At 37.1% G+C, this 10,270-nt stretch carries 4 protein-coding genes and 1 riboswitch; of the genes, 3 read left to right on the top strand and 1 reads right to left on the bottom strand.

The window, feature by feature from the left end; translation table 11 throughout:
* Positions 1–89: 89 nt before the first annotated feature.
* A complete protein-coding gene (locus KGF86_RS17420) occupies positions 90–566 on the top strand; it encodes a hypothetical protein (RefSeq protein ID WP_186870471.1) in 477 nt (158 codons plus the stop codon).
* 91 nt (positions 567–657) lie between these two features.
* Positions 658–1,203, top strand: a complete 546-nt coding sequence (gene lepB, locus KGF86_RS17425; RefSeq protein WP_425516505.1) for a signal peptidase I — start codon at positions 658–660, stop codon at positions 1,201–1,203.
* Between the two features lie 124 nt (positions 1,204–1,327).
* On the opposite strand, the gene KGF86_RS17430 is transcribed toward lepB, so the two are convergent.
* The gene (locus tag KGF86_RS17430) at positions 1,328–2,305 is read right to left on the bottom strand and encodes a proline dehydrogenase family protein (RefSeq protein ID WP_186870469.1); all 978 of its coding nucleotides are present in this window, start codon (positions 2,303–2,305) and stop codon (positions 1,328–1,330) included.
* A 386-nt stretch (positions 2,306–2,691) separates the two neighbouring features.
* Positions 2,692–2,776, top strand: a riboswitch (cyclic di-GMP riboswitch).
* 207 nt (positions 2,777–2,983) lie between these two features.
* Between KGF86_RS17430 and KGF86_RS17435 the strand changes: the two genes are divergently transcribed.
* A partial coding sequence (locus KGF86_RS17435; protein ID WP_211742570.1) for an RHS repeat-associated core domain-containing protein occupies positions 2,984–10,270 on the top strand: 7,287 nt, incomplete at its 3' end.

Raw genomic sequence — 10,270 nt, forward strand, 5'->3', positions numbered from 1 at the left:
AGGTAGAAACCTATTCCAGCCAACATAAGAAAAACGAATACATTCCGTAAAGGACGAGCAAATGCGAGTTTTTCTAAGGAGGTATATATATGAAGAAAGGCAACAAATTATATTTACCAATAATTGGAATTGGAATCGTCCTAATCATTATGATAAGTAGTGTGAAGGTAGTATTTGCTAACGAGGATATTGCTTATATGTTAAAGAATTGGTTTGATGAAAAGCAGTCCGCTTCTATAGAAGAAATAGAGAGGACGATTTCTCAGGAAAAAGAAAAGCAGACAACTCGTCTAAAGAGCGAAATACACGAAGCGATTCAATCAGCCGAAAGCCAGTATGAAGTATTCCTAGAAGAAGAGAAAACAAAACGGAAACAAGAATTAATAGACTATGCGGATCAATTAATTTCTAATTATGATGTTAGTGTAGAAGCGGACCAAGTATTAATAGAAAAGTTAAATTGTCTCATAACAAAGACAGAAATAGAAATGGACATCGTATTAGGCAAGAAAGATACCAGTCAACTTATCGATTGTGGAGAATTACAAGTTAATGATGCTAATTAAAATGTAATTCAATTCTATGAAACATGTTCAAGGACCTCTTTGATATGGGAATAGAACGTATACAGAATCTCACCATTGGTAGGTGATGCTATTGGAAACAAGTATCGTAATGGAAGATAGGAAGAATGAAAGTGAAAAGGAACGTAATGATAGCAGGTTAGGTTGGATAGGCTTTATTTTTTGTTTAGTAATTGCTTTTTTAGTTTTTCGGTTTGTTATTGGTTTCATTGTTATTTCCGGGGATTCTATGAACCCGACACTAGAAAATGGAAATGTAGTATTATCAAGTAATATCTTTTTTACTGTGGATCGACATGATATTATTATTTATCGCGACCATAATGGATTTGATGTGGTCAAACGAGTAATCGGTTTACCGAATGATCGCATTATGATTCAGGATGGTTCGATAGTTGTAAATGGCCAGATGATGAACGAACCATATAGGATGGGTGCTTTTAATGACATGGAAGAGGTAGTGGTTCCTAAGGATGCTTATTTTGTAGTGGGAGATAATCGTACTCCTGGTGAAAGCTTAGATAGTAGGAGTAGTAATGTGGGACCGATTCATAAAAGCACTATCCAAGGAAAAGTATTGATTTCTCTTTTTCCATTTTCTTTGGCATTGAATAAATAGTGCCAAATAGAATAGGTGTGAAGTGGTAAGTTTACTATCTAGGCGGGATACTAAAGGAATAAACTACTCCATTTACCAATCTATTAAAAAATCCTCTAGCAAAATGGCTAAAGGATTTTTCTATTTATTTCTTTTTACGTTTACTTAATCTACCAAGGATAAATGCACCTGCTGCAACCCCAAGTACTGTATTGGTTTTCTTATTGAAAACTTGCTTCACCATTAAGTTCATGTTTTGTGGACGCTCTGCAAGACGACGCATGTAGTAACCATACCAATCATCTCCGAATGGAACATACGTACAGAAGTTGTAACCTTCTTTTGCTAATTCCAATTGCATGTCTTTGCGGAAGCCGTAAAGCATTTGGAATTCAAACTTGTCCAATGGAATGTCGTTTTCTTTTACGAATTGCTTTACATGATTAATAATATGATGATCATGCGTTGCGATCGATGTGAATTTCCCACTTAATAAGTGATATTCGATTAATTTAAGAAAGTTCTGATCAATATCTTTCTTATCCTGGAATGCAACAGTTTCAGGCTCTTTATAAGCACCTTTCACTATACGTAGGCGATAATCCTTATATTTTTCAATGTTTTTAACGGACTCAAAAAAGTATGCTTGGATAACTGTACCAATGTTATCAAAATCTGTAGAAAGCTCATCAATTAGGTCAAAGGAAGGCTTTAAGTGACCATAGTCCTCCATGTCAAAGTTAATGAAAATATCATACTCATTTGCTTTTGATACAATATCTACTAGATTTTGTTTGCAAAACTCATAATCAATATCCAGTCCAAGCTGAGTAGGCTTTAATGAAATATGTGCATCCACTTCATTTACTCGGATAGCTTCAATCACTTCCAGAATCTGATTCTTCGCTTTTAATGCTTCTTCTTTTTCTGTAACAAATTCTCCTAAGTTATCAATTGTTGCGGAGATGCCATGACGGTTTAATTCCTTTACACTTTGAATCATTTCTTCAATATTGGTACCGGCTACAACGGACTGAGCACCTAATTTTAAACCATATTTTTTTGCGGCATTGTTTAAAAATTGATTTTGTGACATCCCGATGAAGAAATCCTTTAAATTCATCATGCATACCTCATTTACTATTTTTCTTTTATTATATCGGATAATAGGGTTTTCTGTCACTTGCGGGATATTGCGTGCAATATATTGCTTTGGTTTTGGGGTTTCTAACTGTAGATTGGGTTCATCTGATATGGTCTTGGGTGCATCTAACTATAGAATGGGCTCATCTAATATTGATAAGGGAGCATCTCACTCTGGTAGTAGATAGTTACATTATCGAAAAGATTAAAATTAGATACTTAATTAAGCATCGTGTATATTACCTAGTTAAAATAACCTATTTTTCGAATGGTTGTTGTTTCGTTTTTTGTATTAAGGTAGGATAGTCCTATGGAATAGTTAGATAATTTTTCCTATTATGATTAGAATTTATATTTTCTAACATTCAATTGAAAGAGCAAACCCGTTGAAAGACGGGGGCGCAAAGCCACAGGTCTAAAGCAGTGTTGCTATGACGGCTGGGTTGCCAAGTTGAGTTAAATGGGCATTCTGGCTTAGAATGCCCGTTTTTAATTATAAGGAGGGACATATTAGTTTAATAGACCTAAGCCAACTACTGACAAAAATAGAATAGTAATAGTTTTAGTATACGTATAGATAAATTTAAGAATCTATCATGTAGTACATAGCGCCTTTCACTAACCTGAGAATTTAACTTAACAAACTAGGAGAGATTCTATGTATAGAAAGAGAAAGAGAAAGAGAAATAGAAGAATGAGAAAAGTCTTCATTATAGCACTTATATTATTATTAATTATTACAGGATTGCCAATTTCCACACTATCGGCAACAAGTGACTACAATAATAGAATAGTCGCTGAACCTAATTTGATGGATCCGAAGTCTATTGTGGATTTTTTACCACAAATAGGGCAAGATCCCGTGGCTTTTCCAAGTCCAGCCCAGCAGGTACAACCATATTTACCTGTACAAATGAGTGGTGAAACAATACCCTCTACTGCACCACAGGAAAGAAGCTATGATTCTAGTACAGAAGATATACTGTCACAAACATTTGACCATCCAGTAGATTTAATAACTGGGAAGCTAAACTTGTCCGAAGTGGACCTTCATTTGCCAGGTATTGGCCTTGATTACATTGTCGAGAGGTCCTATGTATCTGATATGGAAGATAACCTGGAATGGGTAGATTCATTGTTTAATGAGCTCCGAATATCAGGTAATTATTCCATGTCAGAAACAAGGTTTGACGGAAGTGTTAATAACTACACCTTTGTCCAGGGGTCAGATGAGTATTTTATTACGAGCTATGATGATGATCCGCTAATTAACTATGAATTAGATAAAGGCACCTATGAGGTAAGTGAAGATGGCTCTACTATCGAGCGTGTTGAACATGAAGATGGTACTACCCGATATGTCGTTACCAAGGCAGATGGTTCGAAATTAACCTATTTCAAATACTATGCACCTTGGCGTTATGGTGAATTAGAAGGAGATTTGCCAGAGGGAGGAGAAATTCCTGATTATCCACAGCAGGATCCGAAATCTGGAAAAATGATTCGCTATGAAGATAGAAAAGGAAATGTGCTAACATTTGATTATGATGCAAGCGGAAACCTTAAAACAGTTAAGGATACAACTGGTCGTATCACAACTTTGACTTGGGAAAATGGCCGTATTTCTACTATAAAAGATCCGTTTGACCGATTAGTACGTTATACCTACGATAACAAGAATCGACTTGAAAAAGTAACACAGGCAGATGGCAGACTAGTTGACTATGGATACGATAGTAATAATCGGATAACGTCCATTTCCGATAATCAAAAGACAATGGAATTTTCCTATAATAATAATGATCAAGTGATAAGTGTTAATATCCATGGTAAGGAGTACTTCCGATTATCATATCAGGATAAGAGCACCAAAGTTACCGATGCGGCACAAAACGTTTGGAAATACGAGCACGACGGAACGAACGTAACGAAGGTAGCCAATCCACTTCAGGAAGTTACAACGTATACCTATAAAGATGATTTGTTAACTAGCATTAGTTCTCCACAAGGCAAGATTAGCTATACCTATGATGATAATGGCAATATAACAACTGAGACCAATCTTGCTGGCGGAACTACAAGCTATGTGTATGATTATGAAGATAAAGATACATGGGAGCAACCAGTTGAAATTATTAATCCTTTAGGTGGAAGAACAAAGTTTGAATATGATGCCCAAGGGAATGTCACGAAACGTAGTGATGCTACAAATGTATACACTAAGTTTACGTACAATGATCGTGGGCTACTAACCCATTTAACAGATGCGGATGGGAATATAACGGAATTAATTTATAATGACCAAGGTTTTGTGAAGGAAGTCATTGATCCTCATAAAAATAAAACAGTTTACACACGTGACAAATTTGGCCGTGTATTAACGGAGACATTACCGAATGGAATAACGGTTTCCTATAGCTATGATAAGCGTGGTAATATCCTTACTCGTAAAGAAGGGGAAAGTATAACAACGTACACCTACGATAACAATGGGCGACTAGATTCTGTAAAGGACTCCATAAACCGAGTAACTTCCTATACGTATAATAGTCAAGGGCTTGTTGAGACAATAAAGGACGTAACAGGTACAGCAGAGTATACGTATGATGCTTTAGGGAATATAAAAACAGTAAAAACACCACAAGGGGAGATATCGGAATATACACGTGACCAACTTGGTAGACCGAAAATCATAGAAAGACCTACTGAAAAGCTTGAGTATTCTTATGGTCCATTTGGCGTTCAAAAAGTAACTATTACTAGTGATTCAAGCGTGGAATACTTCTCTTATTCTTACGATGACCGAGGGAATTTAATTAATATTGTGGATAATTTTGGCCGTATGGTTTCCTTTGATTATAATGTTCAGGGGCAGCGGACAAAATTAGTGGATCCTATTGGACGTGTGAACAAATGGACATACGACAAAGTAGGACGCCAAAAAACATGGACAGATTCGAATAATAATGTAACAGAATATGTTTACGATAATAATGGTCTGTTAAAGACCACTTTACATCCAAATGGTGCCAAAACCACCTATGAATATGATGCTAATCAACGTCTAGAAAAGAAAGTATTACCTGATGGTACAGTTGAGCGATATGGCTATGATAAAGCTGGACTATTGACAAGCGTTACAAATGGTGCAGGAGAAAAAACGGAATATGTGTATGATTCACAAGGGAGATTAAAACAGTTAGTAGACCCAGCAAAAGGTGTAACTGAATATGAATATGATAAAGCTTCTCGTATTACAACTATCAAAGATGCATTAGACCAAGTTACGTCCTATGTCTACGATGCATTGAACCGAGTGATCAAGCATACGGATACGGCTAAGCGAACGACAGAGTTCGTCTATGATAAATATCATCGGATAACTGAGATGACGGATCGGGCTGGACTAGTTCACCAATGGAATTTTGATGAAGCGAAGAATGAAGTTATTTATACTCGACCAGATAAAGAAACGTTTACTTATCATTACGGTGAAAACAATCGATTAACAACCATTACGAATCCGAAAGGTGAAAGGACAGAATTAAAATACGATGACAGAGGTCATTTAATAGAAGAAATAAACCCACTAGGACAATCTAGTAAGTGGGAATATAACGATGTAGATCAACTAGTAAAGGAAATAGATACTGGTGGTCATGCTACCTCCTACACGTATGATGATAAGGGGAGAGTACAGTCTGTAACGGATCCACTTGGTCTAAAGACAACCATTGTGTATAACGATTATTACAATCAGCCTAAGGAAATAAAGGACCACCGTGACGGTATAATAAAGTACCAGTACGATGTAATGGGTAGAGAAATAACTTATACAGATCAAAATGGTAATGTTTCAAGTATCACTTATGATGAAATTGGTCGTGTAAAAACAACAACGAATCCACTTAAAGAAACCTATTCCATGCAATATCATCCACTTGGTGGAATTAGTAAATTAACCGACCCAGAAGGTGGAATTTGGGAGTATTCTTATGATGCGTTAGGGCGCATGACAACACAGAAGGATCCAGAAGGTAATATTACGAGGTCTAGTTATGATGCAGCAGGACGAGTAATTTCACAAACAGATGCTCTGGATAACGTTTATCAGTGGACTTACAATGTGAATGATCAAGTAGAAACACAAATAGATCCACTAGGAAGCAAAACGATATACACGTATTCGCCGTTTGGGGATTTAGAGAAAATTACAGATCCGCTAGAAAATGAAATTACTTATGAATATGATGTTCTAGGTAGACCTATAAAGGTAAACGACCAGAGTGGAGCTAATACGAACTATGTATACGATGCGTTAGGACAAGTAAAAGAAATTACTGATGCTTTGGGTTATACAACCCATTTTACATATGATGCACTTGGTAATATAACAAAGCAAATCGATCCTTTGGGGAATACGGCGTCCTTCACTTATGATGCGTATAGCCGAATTACAAGTGAAACGGATTACCGAGGAAATAAAACAACCTATGCGTATGACAACATGAAAGGTATTACTACTATTACCAATCCATTAGGAGATACAACGAAACTAACCTTTGATAAATTAAATCAATTAATTACGGAAACCGATGCAGCTGGAGAAACGACAACCTATGAATATGATGCTGCCGGTCGATTGGTAAAGGAAATCAATCCTCTTGGCCATGCTGTTAGTGTAGAATATGATGGTACAGACAATGTGATTGGATATATAGATCAAAACAACCAAAAAACAACCTACGAATATGATGGTGTTGGAAATATCGTAAAAGAAGTTGGCCCTTTGGAAGATGTGACGGCTTATGAATATGATGCTAATTATCAATTGAAAAAAATCATCGATGCACGTGGTGGCGTAGCTGCATTTGATTATGATGCTCTCGGCAACCTGATAAAGGAAACGGATCCTGAGGGTGGCAAGTGGACGTATACCTATGATGCATTGAGCCGTTTAACAAAGTCTACTGATCCATTAGGAGACGATTATTCATACGAGTATGACGCTCTAGGAAGAGTACTAAAGGAAACTGACCAATTAGGTTATACCGTAACCTACGACTATGATATACTGGGTCGAATGACAGAGCAGAAAGATAAAGAAGGCGGGAAATGGAAATATAGCTATAATCCAAATGGCTGGATAACAAGTGTAATAGACCCATTAAACGATAAAACTAGCTATGCTTATGATGAAAATGGAAACATAATGAAAGAAACCGATGCTTTAGGGCATAAACAAGAGTATGTATTTGATGAACTTAATCGTATGACGAAACATATTGATGCTGCTAATTATACCACTACTTGGACATACGATAAGATTGGTAATGTTGTCAAAGAGACAAATGCCCTTGGTGAAGCCACGACATATAGTTATGATGCATTATCAAGGTTAGTAGAAGAGAAGACTCCTAGTGGCTCTGTCTGGAAGTATCAATATGATCCAGCAGGTAACTTAATAAACGAAACAAATCCACTAGGGCATTCAACAATATATACGTATGATGCCACGAACCAATTAACAAAAGTTACAGATGCATTAGATAATGTTACAAACTATCAATATGACCCTACCGGTAACCTTATAGAGGTTAAGGATGCTAATGGTAACGTACGTAAATGGGGCTATGACTTAAATGGTAATGTCATTGAAGAAATAGATGGACTAGGGAATAGTCATGTCTATTCATATGATTTAGCAAATCAGTTAGTAGAAGAAATTAATCGTAACGGACAAACTATTTCATATGATTACACCCCTCGTGGTGAAGTAAAGAACATTAATCTAGAAGACTTTAAACAAGAGTACGAATATGATGCTCTAGGCCGCTTGACACACATGAAGACGCCAGATTCAGAGGACTCCTTTACATATGATGCGTTAGGACGAATCAGCGAACAGCTAAATCACAACCTAGAAAAGCAGTTGTTCTATACTTATGATGCAGTAGGCAATATGCTAAGCACTACAAACAGTGAAGACCGTACGATAACATACACCTATGATAATCGTAATTTGATGACATCCATTATGGATCCAGATGAAAATGTGAGCGGGTTTCATTATGACGAGCTTGGGAGAATTACAACACAGAAGTTAGCAAATGGTAATCAAATCAAGCAAACTTATACAAAAGATGGTCAGCTTGCTTATATCGAAAATCGAAATAATGAAGGGATCATTTCTTCGTTCAACTACGAGTATAATGATGCAGGTCAACGTACAAAGCAACTGGAAGAAGATGGATCGGTTACATCTTATCATTACGATGAACTTAACCGATTAACAGCAGTTGATTATCCATTAGAAAAAATGCAGGAAAAAACGCCTGAATTCCCTGATTCTAGAAAATATAACCGCACTGAAGATACGAAGAAAACGACAGAAGAAAAAGAAACAATCATTAAGGGTAAGTCAGTGGCTAAGGATGCTAAAGAGTTAACTACTGGGGAGAATGGCAACGATGTTGAAAAAGAATTTAAATCTCGAGTAACTGTACCTAATGATTCAGAAGATAATGAGGAAGAAACAGAGAAACTAGAGGAACCAGGTTCTAATTCAGAATCAGTTACGGATAATGAGACGAATATGGGGAAAATCATTACGGAAGCTAATTCTAAAGAAACTGCTCCAGAAGAAGAAAAAAGCTTTTTTGAAAAGGTTTGGCAAGATATTAAGGACTTCTTCTTAGGAATATGGAATGGGATTAAATCTTTATGGAATTGGTTTATTGGTTTATTCACTTCTACAGCATCCGCTACACCTTTAGAGCCTGCCGTAATGGATGTTAGTGGTGGGAATGTAACAGTTAAAGCTTATAGTTCTGAAGTAGGTAATAATAAAACAGAAGAAAGCGTTAAGGCAGAACCAATCGATGGTTCTAGACCTGAAGGTTATGCAAAGCTTGGTGCTGATGAAGGAACTAATAAACAGGGAGGTTTCCCTGAAGAACCAAAATATATGGTTGATGCAGTTGATTATGTAGAATATACGTATGACGCAGTCGGAAATCGATTGACCGAGGAAGTTGATGGTCAAATTACCGAGTTCTTCTACAACGGAAACAATCAGCTAACTAAAGCTGGTGATAGAACCTTCAAGTATGATGCAAATGGAAACATTATCGAAGAAAAAAGTTTATTCGAACAACGAAGCTACACATATGATGCAGCAAATCGTTTACGTGCGGTAATGTTCGGTGATGATAGCTATGTAACCTATGGCTACGATGCACTAGATCGCAAAGTGTATCGTGAAAGTGGTATGTGGCGTACACTGGGCAATCCTATTAAGGATGGACATCCTGGTAAAGGGAAAGGACTTGAAAAGGATAACCCTGGTAAAGGAAATGGAAATGGAAACGGAAAAGGTGTAGGTAGCAGCGACCATCCAGGCAAAGGGAATGCATGGGGGCTGTACAAAAAAGGTGAAGGCAAAGAAAAAATGGAGGTTGTGGAAACTCGCTACCTTTATGAAGGACAAAGCCATCTTGTGCATAAGGAATACAGCCCATCTGGGTCACCATACGCAGAGTACTACATTGGAGCCAACAACCGAATCGTTTCCCAAAAGATGTTTGGTTACCACGGTCGAAGTATACCGGGCCATGACCCAACTATGAAAACAACTGGTGGTATGATGTACTACCATTATGACGGTATGTCTACTGTTAGTGAGTTAACAAATCGTCATGGAACCGGAATCCAAAGCTATCGTTATGATGCCTTTGGTGGACTGGTGAATGGTATTACCGCACCGTTTAATACGACTAGTTATACAGGTCACAGTTATGATCAAGATGTCGGCTTAATCGACATGCGTGCACGAATGTATGATCCAACGACTGCGAGGTTCATCCAAGAGGATACGTATGCTGGAACATTAGATAACCCACTATCACAGAACCGGTATTCGTATGTAATGAATAATCCAGTGAAT

Origin of the sequence: Ornithinibacillus massiliensis (genome assembly GCF_018310345.1) — a bacterium.
In the GTDB taxonomy this organism is placed as follows: Bacteria; Bacillota; Bacilli; order Bacillales; family Amphibacillaceae; genus Ornithinibacillus; species Ornithinibacillus massiliensis.

Excerpts from the sequence above, each read along its gene's own strand:
- KGF86_RS17420 (WP_186870471.1), top strand. The coding sequence starts at position 90 with ATGAAGAAAGGCAACAAATTATATTTACCAATAATTGGAATTGGAATC.
- KGF86_RS17430 (WP_186870469.1), bottom strand. The coding sequence starts at position 2,305 with ATGAATTTAAAGGATTTCTTCATCGGGATGTCACAAAATCAATTTTTA.